9 protein-coding genes and 2 tRNA genes are annotated in these 16,397 nt (G+C 69.2%); 3 read left to right on the top strand and 8 right to left on the bottom strand.

Annotated elements, in window-relative coordinates:
* From RIB45_RS11415 to RIB45_RS11405, 3 genes are all read right to left on the bottom strand, one after another.
* A partial coding sequence (locus tag RIB45_RS11415) for a GTP-binding protein (RefSeq protein ID WP_350050402.1) occupies positions 1-147 on the bottom strand: 147 nt, incomplete at its 3' end.
* A 156-nt stretch (positions 148-303) separates the two neighbouring features.
* A tRNA-Gly gene (locus RIB45_RS11410) sits at positions 304-377 on the bottom strand.
* A gap of 121 nt (positions 378-498) precedes the next feature.
* A tRNA-Tyr gene (locus tag RIB45_RS11405) sits at positions 499-583 on the bottom strand.
* A 167-nt stretch (positions 584-750) separates the two neighbouring features.
* Here RIB45_RS11405 and rlmB point away from each other — a divergent pair.
* A complete protein-coding gene (gene rlmB / locus RIB45_RS11400) occupies positions 751-1,656 on the top strand; it encodes a 23S rRNA (guanosine(2251)-2'-O)-methyltransferase RlmB (protein ID WP_350050396.1) in 906 nt (301 codons plus the stop codon).
* A gap of 81 nt (positions 1,657-1,737) precedes the next feature.
* Positions 1,738-2,034, top strand: coding sequence for a hypothetical protein (locus RIB45_RS11395; RefSeq protein WP_350050395.1), 297 nt, complete (start codon positions 1,738-1,740; stop codon positions 2,032-2,034).
* On the opposite strand, the gene RIB45_RS11390 is transcribed toward RIB45_RS11395, so the two are convergent.
* From RIB45_RS11390 to RIB45_RS11370, 5 genes are all read right to left on the bottom strand, one after another.
* Positions 2,031-4,205, bottom strand: a complete 2,175-nt coding sequence (locus RIB45_RS11390) for a peptidase (protein WP_350050394.1) — start codon at positions 4,203-4,205, stop codon at positions 2,031-2,033. The genes RIB45_RS11395 and RIB45_RS11390 overlap by 4 nt on opposite strands.
* A 22-nt stretch (positions 4,206-4,227) precedes the next feature.
* Positions 4,228-5,628 (bottom strand): efflux RND transporter periplasmic adaptor subunit, encoded by a 1,401-nt coding sequence (locus RIB45_RS11385; protein WP_350050393.1) that lies wholly within the window; start codon positions 5,626-5,628, stop codon positions 4,228-4,230.
* 9 nt (positions 5,629-5,637) lie between these two features.
* Positions 5,638-6,393, bottom strand: coding sequence for an efflux RND transporter periplasmic adaptor subunit (locus RIB45_RS11380; protein WP_350050392.1), 756 nt, complete (start codon positions 6,391-6,393; stop codon positions 5,638-5,640).
* 83 nt (positions 6,394-6,476) lie between these two features.
* The gene (locus RIB45_RS11375; protein ID WP_350050391.1) at positions 6,477-8,297 is read right to left on the bottom strand and encodes a TolC family protein; all 1,821 of its coding nucleotides are present in this window, start codon (positions 8,295-8,297) and stop codon (positions 6,477-6,479) included.
* A gap of 248 nt (positions 8,298-8,545) precedes the next feature.
* Positions 8,546-15,532, bottom strand: a complete 6,987-nt coding sequence (locus RIB45_RS11370; RefSeq protein WP_350050390.1) for a DUF4347 domain-containing protein — start codon at positions 15,530-15,532, stop codon at positions 8,546-8,548.
* A gap of 276 nt (positions 15,533-15,808) precedes the next feature.
* Here RIB45_RS11370 and RIB45_RS11365 point away from each other — a divergent pair, with 276 nt between their 5' ends.
* Positions 15,809-16,294: a DUF6916 family protein gene (locus RIB45_RS11365; protein ID WP_350050389.1), complete on the top strand. Its 486-nt coding sequence runs from the start codon at positions 15,809-15,811 to the stop codon at positions 16,292-16,294.
* The last annotated feature ends 103 nt before the right edge of the window (positions 16,295-16,397 follow it).

Raw genomic sequence — 16,397 nt, 5'->3', positions numbered from 1 at the left:
CGCCGAATAGTCAAGGAACGTCGCCCCGCCCGTCTCGGCCAGAACCTTCGTGATCGCAGCCGTCAGCGTCGTCTTGCCGTGGTCGACGTGACCGATCGTCCCGATGTTGCAGTGCGGCTTCGTCCGCTCAAACTTCGCCTTCGCCATTGTCTTCGCCGTTCCCTCGTTGGACTCGCCAGATCTCCTGGCCGCTTAACCCTGACCGCTCGTTCAACGCCTGAGCGGAGCGAGGCCCGCTCGGAGCGGGCGTTCCGCGTCGGACGCGATCCGCCGCCGCCTCGATCGAAGGCGCGCGAGGTAAACTGGAGCGGGTGATGGGAATCGAACCCACGTAACCAGCTTGGAAGGCTGGGGCTTTACCATTAAGCTACACCCGCACGATCCTTCGCGACGCCTGCGCCGCCGCATGGTCGCCCGAAGGATGCGCGAAAGCGACCGCCCGGCGACATCCGTCGCCCGACAGCCCGTCTCTCGCGCCGCCTTCAGCGCGCCGGCCGGTGGTGGAGGGAGTTGGATTCGAACCAACGTAGGCATAGCCAACGGATTTACAGTCCGTCCCCTTTAACCACTCGGGCATCCCTCCGTGACACCGGGCCCCGGCGCCGCGTCCCGCGGCGGGTTGGGGTTTAGGGGCCGCGCCCCGCCTTGTCAACGGAGAATCCGGACCGTCAGGCGGCGGCGTAAGTCCATGAGGTTGTTAGCACGCTTGGCGTTTGCGCCGACCCGGCGGAAGGAGTAGAGACCCACCCCATGAACTCGCGAAAAAACGCCCCGCCGAAAGGCCGCATCCAGCGGCGCGACAGTCAGCCCCAAGCGCCCGCCAAGGGCTCCGCCGGCGGAAAGCCGTCGCCCAAGCCGTCCGGCCGCAAGGGCGGCCAAGGGGCCGGCGGCGCGCCCCCGATCGCGCTCGACGCGATGGGCGCGCCGATCCGTCCGGAACGCGGCGCCTATTTTCTCTACGGCTTCCATCCCGTGCGCGCCGCGCTGGCCAATCCGGACCGTCGGGTCGGGCGTCTTTGGTGCACCCGCCAGGCGGCCGAGCGGCTGGTCGACGCGCTCGACGGCCGCGATCTCACCCCCCGCGCCGCCGACCGAGCGGTGCTGGATTCGCTGCTCGGCGGCGACGCCGTCCACCAGGGCGTCGTGCTGGAGGCCTGGCCGCTGCCCGAGCGCGCCATCGAGGACGTCAGCGCCGACGCGCCCGCGGACGCGCGCATTTTGGTGTTGGACCAAGTCACCGATCCGCACAATGTCGGCGCCATCCTGCGGACGGCCGCGGTGCTGGGGGCGCAGGCGGTATGCCTGCAGGACCGCAACGCGCCGCCGGAATCGGCCGTCCTGGCGAAAAGCGCCTCGGGAGCGTTGGAGCAGGTGCCGCTGGTGCGCATCGGCAATCTGGCGCGCGCGCTCGATCATCTGAAGGATGCGGGATTCTGGATCGCGGGTCTGGACGGCGAGGCGACCGATCGCTTGGCCGATCTCCCGCGCGAGCGCCGCCTCGCCCTGGTCCTCGGGGCGGAGGGCGAAGGCTTGCGCCGCCTTACGCGCGAGACCTGCGACATGCTGGTCGCGATTCCGATGCGCGACCGCCGGCTCGGCTCGCTCAACGTCTCGAACGCGGCCGCGGTGGCCTTGTACGCCGCCCTTCCCGATTGACCGGAATTTGACAGGCCGCGCGCGCGCGCCCACCTCCCCGCTAGGATGAAACCCCGAGGAGCGAGGAGGAGCAGCGGTCCGATGAAGCTGTGGAAGATCGAACCTGTCGCGCGGGCCGGCGATCCGCGCTGGCTGAACCATCCGCGCTTCGCGCGCGTTATCGTCCGCGCGGAGACGGCGGGCGAAGCCCGTCTTCTGGCCGCCGCGCAGGAGAATCCCGGCGCCCCGTCCGCGATCGGCAACGAAAGCCACGGCGACGTGACGGGTCTGGCCGACGAAAAGCTCTACCGGATCGCGCCGCTGCCCGACGAGGAGCGCGGCGCGCTTGCGGTCGAAGGCGGCCCGGCCGTGCTCAGCCGTCGGCGCGACGAGGGCTAGAAGCCGCTCTCCCGAATCAGGAGCGCGGCCGCGCGGCGCCAGATGCGCTCCGCCCAACTCTCCGCCGGTCCGTCCAGGTGCAGCAGCCCCCGGGTCGTCTTTGGCGGCGCGCCGGGCTCGTCCGGGTCGGCGACGACGCGGTAGACCGCGCCGAGCGGCGTCCACGCGCCCGACGCGTCCGCGCGCGCTTCGATCCGCCCGCCGAGCGGCGCGGCGAGATAGCCGCCCTCCAGCCGCGAGGCGCCGAGACGGTCGACCGTCCGGACCGACGCCTGACGCTCCGGCAGGCCCGGATCCTCCGGATAGAAGACGGCCGGCGCTCCCTCCTCGACGCGCTGCAGGTCCTGCTGCCCGACATAGGCGGTCAGCTTGCCGGACTCGCTGGTCACGAGACCGAGCGGGCTTTGGGGCGCCATCCACCGACCGACGACGAGATCGGCGGGCGCATCGCGCAGCACGCCGGAGATCGGCGCCCGCACAACCAAGCGCGCGGCGCGCGCCTCGATGCGATCCAGCCGCGCCTTGATGCGGGCGACCTCTTGCTCCAGCGAACGAACCACGCCGGCGCTTTGTCGGTCGGCGCGCGCCTGCTCCAGACGGATCTCGGCCACCGCCAGGCCGGCCTCGGCGAGGCGGGCGGCGGCGTCCATGTCGGGCGAGCGGAAGCGATAGAGCGGTTCGCCTTCCGTCACGACCGCCCCGGGCGCCGCCTCGATCGACGCCAGACGGCCGGGCAGCGCCGTCAGCACCGGGGCGGCGCTCTCCGCCTCCCAGACGGCGGGCGCACGGATGACCGTATCCCAGGGTTGGAACAGCAGCCAAAGCCCGGCGACCGCAACGGCCGAAGTGGCGGCGAGCTGACGGTTCGCCCGGAAGCGCTCTCTTAACGTCATCCAGGCTTTCACCTCCTTGGCGATCGGCAGCAGGATGAACCAGACGATCTCAATCACGAACAGCAGGATGCCGAGCGTCTTGAAAAATAGATGATAGACGATGAGCGCGATGCCGATGAACAGAAAGAACCGGTAAATCCAAGTTGCGAGTCCGTACAGGATCAAGGCCCGCCGCAAGCCCGCCTCCATCGGCTCCGGGGCCGGGAGACCGAGGCCGAACAGCGCCTCTCGCAGCCGCCACCGGGTGAGCGCGAAGGCCCTGGGCTGCAGGTTCGGAACGTCCAGCCAATCGGACAGCAGATAATAGCCGTCGAACCGCAGGAACGGATTGAGATTGATCAGCAGGGTCGAAATCCAGGTCGCGGTGGCGATCAGAAAGACCGCGCTGCGCGCCGGGCCTTCCGGCAGCAAGGACCACAGCAGCGTCGCCAGCAACGCCAACATCAGCTCCAGCCGGATGCCGGCCGCGCCGACGCGCAAGCGCCGCCCGCGGGAGGTCAGCCGCCAGCTGTCCGAGGTGTCGGTATAGAGGACAGGATAAAGCACCAGAAACGCAACGCCCATCGTCGGCACCCGGCAGCCGTAGCGCCGCGCGGTGTAGGCGTGGGCGAGTTCATGCAAAATCTTGGCGGCGGTCAGCGTCACGGCCGCCCAAACCACGCCCTGCCAATTCGCGAAGGCCATGAAGGTTGTCAGAAACTGGTCCCATTGACGCAGCGCCAGCACCACCCCCAGCGCGCCCAACGCCAGAATCGCGCCCTGCACCGGGCGCGAGGCGACCAGATCCGCGACCGGCTGGGTCGCCGCCAGGAAACGATCCGGCCGAACCAGGGGAATCCGCACGAAAAGATAGTTGTGGACCACCCACTTCCACCAGGTCGGCCGCCCGGCCTTGTCGACCCGGGCGAACTCGGCCGCAACCTCCGGCTCGGAGCGCTGCACCAGCCCGTTCGCCCGCAGGAACAAGACCAGCGCCGCGACGTCCGCTTCCTCCGGCGTCAGGACGGTCTCCGCCGCCACCGCCGCGACCAACCTGTCGGAGCGGCGGAGGCGCCACCGGCGCAGCATCTCGTAAGCCGCGTGGCCGATGCGGAAATAGCGGTTGCGCACGGGATCGAAGATGGTCCAGCCCGGCGCGCCGTCGCGATCGGCGGCGGCCGGCAACAGGCGCAAATCCTCACGCAGGGGCGGCAACGCGATCGGCCCCTCGTCGGCGGTCGGCGCGCGCGCGACGGAGTCCGGCGCCGTCCCGTCGATTCCTGCGTCGAGAACGCTCATCGCCGCCCGCCCGGCTTCGGCCCTAGAAGCCGAAGAACTGCCGCGCGGCCGCGATCGGCCGGCGGAAGAGGTAAAGCGCAAGCGGCGCGCGCTCGCCGTAAAGCTTCGCGCTGCCGCGCAAGCCGAGGCGCGGCGGCGCGACGCCCGCCTCGAAGCCGGCGCTGACCCGATAGGCCAGCACCCCGTCTGCGGTCTCCGTCGCCTCGAAGCTGGCCCGCTCAAGACGTCCCGGCACCGGGTCCAGCGGGGCGGTGTCGAGGAACAGCCGCACCTCCGCACCGGGCGAAAGGGCGATCGCGTCGGCGACCGGCAGCTCCACCTCAATGCGCGCGCGCGCCGGGTCGGCGATCGCCATCACCCGTTCGCCCGTGCGCACCGGACGTCCGCGGAACTCGTTCGCGTCGGCGAAGACGGCGACGCCGTCGGCCGGCGCGCGGACCTCCACCCGCTCGAGCAACGACTCGGCGTAATCAAGCTCCGCCTGCTTGAGGGCCGCTTCCGCCTGTTTGAGGGCCACCTCCGCCTTGCTGCGCGGGTCCCCGAAGGCCTGGCTTTCAGCGCGTTGCAGATCGGCCTCGGCGACGGCGAGAGCGCGGGCGGCGACCTCGCGGTTCGCCTCCAGTTCCGCAGGCTCGAAGGCGAACAGCAGATCGCCCGCCGCAATCGCTTCGTTCGGACTCACGAAGATCTCTCGCACCACGCCGTCCAGCGGCGCGGCGACCACCTGCGGCTCGCGTGGGGCGACTTGGGCCGGCGCAATCGCCGATTGGCGCACCGGGATCAGCAGCACGCCGAGCGCCGCGACGAGCAACGCCGCCCCGACCAGACGCTTGGCCGGCCCGCCCGCGCGCCTCCCGCGCAGCCCCCCGAGCGCCGCCCACGCGTGGGCGTAGGCGTCCGCCAATTGATCGATCAGGACGCGCTCCGCGTCGGTCCAAGGCGGCGCTTCGCGAAGCAGCAGCAAGCCGCCGCCGGGATGGCCGCCGCGGCCGCTCAAGGGAACCCAATGGACCTGGGCCGGCCACCATTCCCGCCAATCGGCGGCGAGCCTCTCCGGCAAGGCGTCCGGCGCGATCGGACCGGGTGTGTCGAGGCGCTCGGCGCGGTCCAGATGGCGCAGCACGGCGCACAACCAGACGATATAAGGGGCGTTGCGCTCGACCGTCGCGACATTGGAGACGGCCTCGACCTTGATCTTGCCGCGCGCCGGCCGCCGCACCAGCACAGCCTGCCGATAGGCGACCAGACGGCGCGTCTGATTGACGATCGTGTAGGCGAGTTCACGCGCCGTCTCGGCGCGCCGCGCCTCGCGCTCAAGGCCGAGCAGCAGGCTCCATGTCCGCTGTTCGCCGCCGGCGCCCGGACCGGCCGGCTCGGCGGAGGCGTCGACGGACGGCATCCGACGCGGCGGGGGTTGCGACATGAAGGTCCCTCATCCGTCCTGGTCCGGCGCGGCGAAGACCGCCCGACCGCTAAGGCCCGGAAGCCACCCCGGCCCCGGCTCCTCCAGCGCGCCGCGAATGACGACCGTCTGGCTCGCCGGATCGACGGCGGCGCCCAGGCTCTTGACCGTCGCTTGCGCGGTTTGCGCGCCGTCGGCTGCAGCCAGTTGAAAGCGCGCCCCCGGCTTGAGCCAGCGCATCCAGGCGACCGGCACGATGACCTCGACTTCCAGCCGCTCGACGCCGACGATCTCCAGAAGGGGCTCGCCGGCTTCGACCGAGCCGAAGGGGCGGGCCGTCCATTCCACCACGCGGCCGGCGTAGGGCGCACGCAGGATGCAGCGGTCGACCTGGACCTGATAAAGGCGCACCTCGGCCTGCGCGCGAGCGACCGCCGCGGCCGCCACGTCGACTTCAAGCGCGCCGGCGGACTGAAGCTCGAACAACCGCTTTTTGACCGCGAGCTGCGCCTGGGCCGAGGCGACGTCCGCCCGGGCCACGGCGCGCTGCGCTTCGTAGGCGGCGCAGGCGAAGCGCACCAGCACATCCCCTTCGGCGAAGCGCTCGCCCGGCCGCACCGGCATTTCAGATATGCGCGCCGCCAATTCAGACGCGACCGCGGTTCGGTCCATCGCCTGCACGAGCGCCGGCGCGCTCGGCCCGTCGACGATCGCGGGGGTCTGCGCCGTCGCAACGGCGGAAAGGCTTGCGAGCAGGAATGTAAGAGGAAAAGCGACGCGCGCCATACGAGCGCAAGCGCTCACCACGACGGAGCGCGCCGCCGCTCGACCGGGCGCGAGAGAAACCGGGCGGCGCGCCGCCCGGCCGGTCACGACGCCTCGCTCACGTCAAAGGAAAGACCCTGGCCGGGAAGCGTGAAGACCGCGCTGTCAGGCGGCGCGGCGGGGGTCGACCTCTGCACGGCCGCCGGAGCGAGCGGATCCGCGCCGCCGCGGCCGGGCGCCGTGAACCCGCCCGGCGCGACGTCCGCAGCCGAGGCGTGCGTTTGCGCCGCCCTCGCCGCCGGCGCGCCGTTCGACGACGGCGCCGCCGCGAGCGGCTCGCTCTCCGCCGGCGCGACAACGGGCCCGGCCGGCGATGCGCCGGCCGCCTCGTCCGTCTCCGCGGGGCGGGTGAGGGCGAGCGGCTCGCCGGCGTCGTCCGGCGACGCAAAGTCGCCCGCCCGCCAGGAGTCGAGCGTCCGCCGAACGGCGTCGGTGACCGCCGCCAAATCGTGACCGTCGGCCGACGCGACCATCGGATCGGCGCCGATCGAGGCGATCAGCCGGCCGTAGGCCGCCTGCAGATCGGCGTAGGCGAGATCGCGTCGCAGATCGGCCAACGCCTTTTCCACCTTGCCGCTGATCGCCTGACGGGCGCCGCCGGCCTGGGCCTGTCCCTGGTTGATCAGTTGGCCGCTGATGCGCGTCTCCACGTCGGCGAGGCGTTGGGCGAGTTCAAAGTCCCGCTGCGCTGCGGCGAAGCGCAACTGCGCGATGTTGGTCTGCGCGATCACCGCCATGGACAGAGCCAGCCGGCGCACCTCGCTCAACTCCTGCTCGGTCTCGGCCAGCTCGATGTTCCGGGGGCCGGTGAACAGGTTCATGATGTTCCAGGTAAGCGACAGGCTGCCGTCGTACCAGCGCTGGTTCGCCTTGTAGCTGTCGGACGTATAATTGATCCCCGCCGACAGATTCAGCCCGGGAATCATCTGCAGCAACGCCGCGCGCGCCTCACGCTGCTTGATGCGCAGCTGATACGCTTCGGAGCGAAGCTCCGACCGGTTCTCCAGCGCCGCGATCTCCAGCCGGTCGGTCGCCGCATTGATCGCCAACGCCTCCCCGAAGCCGCTTTGGGCCGCCGTAAGCTCGAAATCGGAATTCGGATGGACGTTCATGAGGACCGCCAATTCCGCGCGGGCGGCCCGCATATCGCGGCGCAGCGATTCCAGCTGGCGCATCGTGCGCAGCAAGTCGCGCTGATAGATCAACGCATCGAGGGCGCCGACGCCTTCCTGCGCCTGCCGCTCGGACGCCTCTAACGCGCCGCGCACCTCCTCCAGCAACGGCTCGAAAGACTGCAGCGCGCGCTCCGCCGCGGCCGCGCGCCAGTAGGCGGCGCGCGTGTCCTGCAGGATGTTGTGGATGACCTGGCGGCGGCGCTCCCGAACGATCAGCGCCAGATCCGCCTGCTGTTGCGCCCGGATATAGCCGATGCCGAAATCCAGGATGTTCCAGGAGGCGGTCAGATCGGCCGTCCGGAGCGTCTGATCGCTGGTGGTCGACGTGGAGGTGCGCGCCTCATTGAACGTCGTGTCGGAGTTCGATCGGGTGGAATAGCCGGCGTTCGCAACCACGTCGGGCAGCAGGTTCATGTTGGCGACGTCCAGCTGGCGAACGCTGACCGCCTCCTCCATCAGCTTGAGCCGGCGGTCGAGGTTGTATTTGAGCGCCCGCGCGATCGCCTCCTCCAACGTCAGAGGACCCGAAATCTCGGTTTGATCCAGAAAAAGAGTCTTCAGATCGCGCTCGACCCGGTCGGCGTGATCCGTCGGCGTGAACGGCTCCGGCGCGACCGGCGCGCAGGCGGCGAGGCCCGCCGCCAGCAGCACGGCGACACCGATCGCCCGGGAAAACCTACCGATACCCATCAGGCCCCTCTCTCGGCTGAACGGCTCCGCACCGTCGCACCACCCTTGCACTGCAACCCGGAGTATACACTTCTCCGGCAAAACTCAACATATATGCACTCGTATGAGTAATTTGTCTATATGTTATACGTCTCCATACGAGCGTTGCATGTGATATCCGAATTGGCGCGTCAGCGCCACCGTCTCGGGGGCTCTTCCCACCCCGCCGGCGCGAAGCGGCGCCGCGCGTTGCACCTTTGCCACAGCGACTAGGCCGCCGGCGGGGGCGCGTGCAGGGCGAGAGCCCGCGCAAGCGCGTCCGCCTCCAAGCGGCTGTCCGCGTCGATCGCCGCCAGCTGTTCGCTGAAGTCGAGGGTCGCGACCTGCGGCGCCGCATCGAGCGCGGCCGCAAGCGCTGCGCGCCCCTGGACGGAGGCCGCCTCGGAGGCGCGCGGCTCCCTCTCGCCGTCGTCCCGGGCCGTCTCGACCGGCGCCGGCGCGTCAGGCTGCGCGGCCGGCGAGGCCGCCGCCGCGTCGTCGCCCGCCGGACCCTCGCCCGCCGGACCGCCGCCAGCCGGACCGCCGCCAGCGCCAGGACCGCCGCCCCCAAGCTCACCGTCCAGGCCGCCGCCGCCCAGGCCGCCGCCCCCAAGGCCGCCGCCCGCCAGACCGCCGCCGAAGCCGCCGCCAAATCCGCCGCCCTGGCCGAAGCCGGCGCCGACGTTTTGGCCGCCGCCCTGGCCCTGCCCGAAGCCGCCGCCGCCCGCGCCGCCTTGCAGACCCGTCTGAACCGGCGCGCCGCTGTTGTCGAGCGGGCTCACAGAGCCGAGATTGCCGGTGACTGCGCTGTTAGCCCCAGGATTGTTCGCCGCGCCAACGCCCAACCCGAGGCCGCCGGCGCTTTGTCCGACCGGCGTACCGCTATCCGGCGGCGGCGCAGGCGGCGGCGCCGGCGGAGGCGCGCCCGCCGAGGGCGTCGGCGCTGGCGGCGGCGGGACGAACGTATCGCCGTCGTCATCGGGCGCCGGGAAGTTCAACGCGACCGTATCCGCCGTCCCGTTCACGGTTCCGTCGTTCGGCGTGACGGTCAGCGTGGCGTTGGTGGAGCCGGTGGGCGTGAATTCGATCTTGGTCGCATCATTCAGGTAGGCGTTCAGATTCGCCGCCGTGCCTTGCAGGGTCATCGACGTCGTCCCGGAGCCGCCTACCGTGACGCCCGAGAAAGGCCCGCCCGTACCGTCCGTGCTCGCGATCGTCCCGCTGTCGACCGCCAGGGTGAGGGTGATCGTCCCCCCCTCGACGTCCGCGACATCGTAGGCCGAGAGATCCACGGCCGTCGCCTGACCCGCCGTCAGCGTCGTGACGTCGGGCGGGCTTCCGCCCAGCGTCGGCGCGTCGTTGACGGCCGTGATGTCGATGTTGCCGGTCCCGAGCTGCGGATTGACCGTCCCGTCGTTGACGTTGACCGTGAAGGTCGCCGCATCGTTGCCGTTGGCGTTAGAAGCGCTGGTGTATTGGATGTTGGAGACGGTGTCCAAATAGGTGTTGATGTTCGCCGCCGTCCCCGCAAGCGTCAGCGAGCCCGTGCCCGAGCCGCCGATCGTCACCCCCCCCGAAGAGCTGGCGCTGAACGTCCCGGCCGAGGCGGCCAGCGTCACCGTCAAGCTGTCGCCGTCGACATCCGCGAAGGTCACCGCCGAGAGATCGAAATTGGAGGCGACGTCCTCCGTCACGCTGACGTCGCTCGGCACGCCCGTCGCGGTCGGCGCGTCGTTCACGGCCGTGATGTTGATCGTCACCGTGTCGGCGTCGCCGCCGATCGTGCCGTCGTTCGGCGTCACCGTCAGCGTCGCCGCCGTCGTGCTGTCGGCGACGGGCGTGTAGACCACCTTGGTCGCGTCATTCAGATAGGTGTTCAGGTCCGCGACCGAGCCCTGCAGCGTCATCGACGCGGAGCCGGAGTTGGCGATCGTCACGCCGGCGGTCGTGCCGTTCCCATCGGTGGTCGCAATGGTCCCCGCCGTCACCGCGAGCGTCAGCGTGACGGTGTCGCCGTCCGCATCGCCCACATTGTAGGCGGAGAGGTCGATCGCCGTCGCCGTATCTTCGGTGATGGTCGCGTCCGCCGGGGTTCCGCCCAAGGTCGGCGCGTTCCCGAGGGTCATGGTGAAGTTGGCGGTTCCGTCCTGGTCGCCGCTGTTGGCTGTGCCGTCCGCATCGTTCAGCGTCGCGGTGAAGGTCTGCGCGCCGGTGCCGGCCGCGGCCGACCAGGTGATGTTGCGCAACAGCGTCTGGACGCGGGCGTTGGTTGAGTCCGCCGCGAAGTCGATCTGCAGGCTGTTGCCGCCCTGCCCGTCATTGGTGGCGTGCACCGTGCCGATCGACACCCCGCCGACCTGGATGGTCTCGCCCGCGGCGATCGTCCCGTCGCCGCCCGAGGTCACGTTCGTCCCGTCGACCGCGAAATTCCCGTTGGCCGTGTTGTTCCCGCCATTGTCGGTGATGGTCAGCGAGCCGCCGTTATAATCGGCCGAATCCGCATTCGTCACGGTCGCGTTGCCGCCATTGTCGATGTTCGCCGCGCTTCCCGGCTGCAGCGCCGTGTTGTCGCCGCCCAGAGCGCCGATGACCGGCGGGTCGTTGACGCCCGTCAGCGAGACGGTGGAGGTCAGGTTCGGCGCGGCGGAGTCCGCCCCGCTGTTGGCCGTGCCGCCATTGTCGGTGATCCCGGTGATGGTGACGACGCGGTTGCTCGCCGTCGTCGGGTTGTCGCTGCTGTTGCGATAGGCCATGGCGTCGACCAGCGTCTGCATCTGCGCGTTGGTCAGGCTGGCGCCCGTGAAGCTGACCGTCGCGGTCGATCCCGTCACCGAGACCGACACGCTGAGCCCGTTCGTCGCCGTGTTGACGCTGTTGCCGTTGGTGAGCGCCACGTCGGAGCCGTCGAAGCGCAGGATCTCGCTGGACCCGTCGGAGACGTTCGTCACCGTCACGGTCATTGAGGCGAAGCGGTCGGTCGTGTTCGTCGTCTCCACCGTGTCGGCGGAGACGGTGTTGAACAGATCCGCGGCGCCCGCTCCCTCGACATAGGTCGGGTCGCCGCCGGTGGCGCTCAGCGTCGGCGCGTCGTTGACGTTGGTGACCGAGACGGTGGTCGAGCCCGTCGCCGTCTGCGCTCCGCCCGAGCCCTGGGCGGCCGAGCCTCCGTCTGAGAAGGTCCAGTTCAACTGCACCGAATTCGCCGGGTCGTTCGAATTGTTCTGATAGCGGACAGCCTGCATCACCTCGTTGACCAGCGCGGTCGTCGGCTGCGTGCCGTTGTTCTGGAAGGTGATCGTCACTTGGCCCGCGGACGACGTGTCAAAGCTGGCGATCACGTTGCCGCCCGACGAGATGTTGGAGCCCGCGACCGTCAGATTGCCGCCCGACTGGATCGAGAAGATGTCGGAGGCGTTCGCTCCGCCGTTGCGCGCGATGGTCAGCGTCGCGCCGGCGTAGGAGCCGTTGCCGCTGTTGATGAAGTCGAGCTCCGCGTCCGCCACCGTCACGTTGGAATCCAGCACGACGGCCGAGCCGCCCTCGGTGAAGGCGGGCGTTCCGTCGAGGCCGGTGAAGCTGGGCGCGTCGTTCACGCCCGCCACCGAGAGCGTGTTGTTGAGCGTGTTCGAATCCACCGTCGTGTCGTTGAAGACGACGCTGATCGTCCGATCGGTGTCGGTGTTCACCTGCGCCGGCGTGTCGCTGGTGGAGAAATAGACGGCCGAGCGCATCACGGCCTGAACGCCCGCCGTCGTCGCGCTGGCGTTGAAGGTGACCGTCAACGCCTGCGCGTTCCCGCCGCTGACCGTGCCGATCTGCGTACTGTTATAGGAGACCGCGCCGGTCCCGGAGTTGTAGGTCACCGTGCCGCCGCCGGACGGGCTGAAGCTGGCGGGGAAGCTCAGTTGGTCGCCGGTGCGGTAGGTGTCGAGCGAGAAGGTCATCGTCGCGCCGTTGAAGGCCGTCGTCGTGTCCGGGTCGCTGAAGGTCGAGGTCCCGGCCAGCAGCGCCGAAGACCCGCCTTCCGTATAACTCGGCGTCGAGGTCGTCCCCAGCACCGCCGGGTCGTTCGTCCCCGTGATGTCGATATTGCCGGAGCCGACCTGGGGATTCACCGTGCCGTCGTTCGCATTGATGGTGAAGGTGGCCGCATTGTCGCCGGCCGCGTTGGAGGCGCCGGTGTATTGGATGTTGCTGGCCGTATCGAGATAGGTGTTGATGTTCGCGACCGTGCCGGCGAGCGTCAGCGAGCCCGTGCCGCTGCCGCCGACCGTCACACCGCCGCCGCTCGACGCCGTGAAGGTCCCGGCCGAAGCCGCCAGCGTCACGGTCAGGCTGTCGCCGTCCACGTCCGCGAAGCTCACCGCCGACAGATCGAAATTCGACGCCTGATCCTCCGTCACCGAGACGTCCGTCGGCACGCCGGTCGCCGTCGGCGCGTCGTTCGCGGCCGTAATGTCGATATTGCCGGAGCCGACCTGCGGGTTCACCGTCCCGTCGTTGGCGTTGATCGTGAAGGTGGCGGCGTTGTCGCCGTTCACGTTCGAGGCGCCGGTATATTGGATGTTGCTGGCCGTATCGAGGAACGTGTTGATGTTGGCCGCCGTACCCTGAAGCGTCAGCGAGCCCGTGCCGCTGCCGCCCACCGTGACCGAGCCGCCGCTCGACGCCGTAAAGGTCCCGGCCGAGGCCGCCAGCGTCACCGTCAGGCTGTCGCCGTCGACGTCGGCGAAGGTCACCGCCGACAGGTCGAAGTTGGAGGCCTGGTCCTCCGTCACCGTCACGTCGGAGGGCACGCCGCTCGCCGTCGGCGCGTCCTGCACGCCGGTGATGTCGATATTGCCCGAGCCGACCTGCGGATTGACCGTCCCGTCATTGGCGTTGAGCGTATAGGTCGCCGCATTGTCGCCGGCCGCGTTGGAGGCGCCGGTGTATTGGATGTTCGTCGTCGTATCGAGATAGCTGTTGATCGCCGCCGCCGTGCCCGCCAGCGTCAGCGAGCCGGTGCCTGACCCGCCGATCGTCACCCCTCCGCCGCTGGACGCCGTGAAGGTGCCGGCCGAGGCCGCCAGCGTCACCGTCAGGCTGTTCCCGTCGACGTCCGCGAAGGTCACGGCCGACAGGTCGAAGTTCGACGCCGTATCCTCCGTCACCGAGACGTCCGCCGGCGCGCCCGTCGCCGTCGGCGCGTCGTTCACCGCGCTGACATTGACGTTGACCGTCCCGAGATTGACGTTGGTCCCGCCGCCGGCGCCGGTATTGCCGCCGTCGTTCGCGGTGACCGTCACCGTGGTCGCCGGGCTGCCGTTGGCGTTCGCGGCCGGCGTGTACTGAATGTTGCTGGCGGTGTTGAGGTAGGTGTCGATGTTCGACGCCGTGCCGGTCAAGGTCAGCGTGCTCGTCCCCGACCCGCCGATGGTCACCGACCCGCCGCTGCTCGCCGCAAACGTCCCGGCCCCCGCCGCCAGCGTCAGCGTCACGTTCGAACCGCCGGAATCCACATCCGCGAAGGTCGCGGCCGAGAGGTCGAAATTGCCCTGCGTATCCTCGGTGAAGCTGACCGAGGCCGGCAGGCTCGCCATCGTGGGATCGTCGTTCTGCGCGGTGACGTTGAGCGTCACCGTATCGGCCGTCCCGTTCACCGTGCCGTCGTTCGGCGTGACCGTCAGCGTCGCCGCGGTCGTGTCGTTGGTCCCGGTCGTGTAGGTGATCTTGGAGGTGTCGTTGAGGTAGGTGTTGAGGTTCGCGACCGAGCCCTGCAGCGTCATCGACGCGGTGCCCGAATTGTTGATCGTGATCCCCGTCCCGGCCGCGCCCGCGATCGAGCCGCGATCGACCGCCAGCGTCAGCGTCACCGTGTCGCCGTCGGCGTCGGAGATGTTGTAGGCCGACAGATCTATCGCCGTCGCCACATCCTCCGTCACCGTGTCGTCCGCCGGCGTCCCGCCGAGCGCGGGGGCGGAGTTGGCGGCGGTGAACTGGATCCCGTCGAGCGCCGGACGGGTGTCGTTGCTGCCGTCGGACCGCGCGATCGTGAAACTGGTGATGCCGCTCCAATCCAGATTGCCGCCGCCGGACGCGGTGATCGACACGCCCTGGTTCAGCGTCAAGTCGCCCGTATTGCTGACCGTGCGCGTCGTGCCGGTCCCGCCGGAAGGCGTGAAGATCCAGTTGAAGCTGGCGCTCGTCTGGGTAAGGAACTCGAACTGCGTGACGTTCACGCTGCTGCTGAAGGAAACGGTCCACGTTCCGCTGAGCGCTGAATTGCCGATCACCGAATTGCCGGAAATCGTCCCGAGCCCGTTCGCAGCGGTCGAGACGGCCATAGATTGGCTTCCGGCGTTCGTGATCGTCATCGTCACGCCGCTGACCGTTTGAGTGACGGTGGCGGTGCCGCCGCCGCTGGCGCTTGTGAAATCAAAGGTCGCCAGCGTAAAGCCGTACTCGGCCTGGGCTGCGTCAGAAACCGCAATCGCGGTCTCGATCTCGCCGACCGTCGCCTCCAGATCCCAGTCCCCGCCCAGGGCAGCCGCGCCGGTCTCGTCGGTGGAGGCGGCGACGTCTGCGCCGGTCAACTCCGCCATGCCGGCGATGAAGCCCCGCCCGGCGCCGTCGGCGCCGACGTTGCAGCCGTAGAGCAGCAAATCGCCGTCGGCGTTCAGCGTCGAGCCGATTCGCGCCAGCGCGTCGGCGTTCGCCTCCAGCGTGGAGAGCGTCAACGTCTCGCCTCCGAGGACGAGAGACCCGGCGCCGCCGTGGCTAAGAATATGGATCGCGCTCAGATCGGTGCGCCCGACCAGGGCGTCTGCAATCTCACTAACCGTGCCGGTGCTGTCGAGCATGATCACCTCGACGTCCGGGTCCATGCCGTCCAGCAAGGTCTGATAGTCCGCCACGGTCGGATCGACGATCACCACCTCTTTGCGGTTCTCGGGCGGCGTATGGGCGGCGACGGCCGCCTCGACGCCGTCATCGTCCGCTGGGTCGCCCGCGCCGTCGGCGCCGGCCGCAGCCTCGGCCTCCGCCGCGGCGTCCTGCGCCGCCTCCGCGCCGGTGGCGACGCCGGCCGCGTCGAACATGAACCGCGGCTCCAGAGCCAAGGGTGCGACATGGGTGAGCCCGCGCAAGGGCGCGCCCCCGCGCAGCGAACGCCCGGCCTGCAGATCGCGATTTTTGCCGAAGAAAGCGCCCGACAGCAGCGCGTCGCGGAAAGACATTGTCCCGTCACCCTCTCGCCATACGGGGGGCGGCGGCCTGCCGCCGTCCCCGGCGAAGGCCGCGCCCCTGACGCCCCGTCCCTCAATTCCTGCACAGAACCGCCTCAGCGGTAATGCGCACTTCTACAGAGTACGACCATTCAGCGCGCATTACAACAATGACACGAATTAAATCAACAATGTTTACCGTTTGCTGATTTTCTTAAAAGTTGCGCGTGGCTGTAACTGTAACTTATGGTCACACTCAAGGACCGGTTAAGCACAGGGATCGCCGTTATGGCTGAAAAGCGCACGTCGACGAAAAAGGCCGCCGCCAAGAAGGCTGCCGCCAAGAAGACGACTGGTAAGAAAGCGGCGGGTAAGAAGACCTCGTCGAGAAAGGCCGCTGCGAAAAAGCCCGCGGTCGCAAAGAGAGCGACCAAGGCTAATTCCATCGACACGCGGCGCGATTTGGGGACCGTCAGCGCCTCCGATTTCGAGCCGCATCTCAATCAGATTTTCGAGGCGCCCTTCACGGATAGGACGGTCGCCCTGCGCCTGGTGGCGGTGCATGAAAATCCCGCCGGCGCTCACCCGAATTCCGCTCGAACGCCTTTCAGCCTAATTTTTCATAATGAAACGGCGAGCGTGCTGCTCAACGGCGACGGCGGATACACGCTGCAACGAGAAGGTTTCGGGAGAATGGAGAACATTCTGATCACCCCGATCGTTTCGCCGGGAGAGAGCGGCGGCAAGACCGTCTACCAAGTGTGCCTCAGCTAGGTCGCCGCGCGCCTCGCCGCCCGGCTTTCGGTGCAGGCTTCACCTCAAGCGATTATTCTAACGGTTTTACGCTCAATCTGCTTGCCACCTTAACCTTTTTCCT

Source organism: Marivibrio sp. (genome assembly GCF_040218065.1).
GTDB lineage: Bacteria > Pseudomonadota > Alphaproteobacteria > UBA8366 > Aestuariispiraceae > Marivibrio.
The sequence above is the reverse complement of the archived record's forward strand: the minus strand, read 5'-3'. Positions and strand labels throughout refer to the sequence as shown.